This is a genomic window from Pseudoalteromonas sp. Isolate6, assembly GCF_022398435.1.
GTDB classification, from domain to species: Bacteria; Pseudomonadota; Gammaproteobacteria; order Enterobacterales; family Alteromonadaceae; genus Pseudoalteromonas; species Pseudoalteromonas galatheae.
Genome location: NZ_JAKEVK010000384.1, coordinates 1 through 1,033, shown reverse-complemented (window position 1 = coordinate 1,033; position 1,033 = coordinate 1). Strand labels below are relative to the sequence as shown.

Below are 1,033 nucleotides of genomic sequence, written 5' to 3'. Positions count from 1 at the left end.
CAGCGAAAAGAAAGAAGAGATCCTAACGTACATGATCCGCTTTCCTAACAGCGGATTTAAAATTCAAGCGTTATCAAGCCGCCCCTCAAACCTGCGTGGGCTACAAGGTGATGTGGTTATAGATGAAGCCGCGTTCCATGAATCTTTAGATGCACTGCTTCAGGCTGCAATGGCTTTGCGTATGTGGGGCAGCCGCGTGCGGATCATCTCTACTCATAACGGTGTAGATAACCTCTTTAATGAGTACATCAAAGATGCCCGGGAAGGTAAAAAACCCTATTCAGTTCATCGAATCACTTTAGATGATGCATTAAAGGATGGCCTATACAAACGTATATGCTTCGTTAAGGGTTGGGAGTGGTCGCCTGAAGCCGAAGCTGAGTGGCGACAGGCTAGGATTGATGAGTCGCCCAATAAAGAGAGTGCTGACGAAGAATATTTTTGTGTACCTAAGCGTAGTGGTGGTAACTACCTCAAGCGCATTGTGATTGAAGAGGCAATGGTAAGGGACAAATCGATCCCAATTCATCGTTTGACTTGTACAGATGAGTGGATGACATGGACGACTGAACAGCGCTACAAAGAAACAGAACAGTTTTGTAAAGACGTGATCCAGCCACTACTGGATAAGCTCACCCCTGAAGAACAACATGCCTTCGGTGAGGATTTTGCACGCTCGGGAGATTTAACATCATTAGTACCACTTCGCATACGTGCTGACTTACACAAGCGCGTACCTTTTGTAATTGAAATTAAAAACGCCCCTTACGAAGTGCAGCGCCAAGTGGTGTTTTTTATATTGCGCCAACTACCACGACTACGCGGTGCTGCTTTTGATGCCACGGGCAACGGTGGCTATCTTGCCGAAGCAGCAGCCTTAGAGTTTGGTATTGAATTGGTTGAATGTGTACACCTTAACGATAACTGGTATGCCGAGTGGATGCCCAAGTTAAAAGGTGAACTAGATGATCACAATATCGAGATCCCACGTCATCAAAATGTGTTGGATGATATGTGCCACATCAAAGTGGTA

The 1,033-nt window shown here is 45.7% G+C and carries 1 pseudogene; it reads left to right on the top strand.

Features of this window, described 5'->3' with window-relative positions:
• Positions 1-1,033, top strand: a pseudogene (locus tag L1D50_RS23050) (hypothetical protein); the annotation flags it as partial.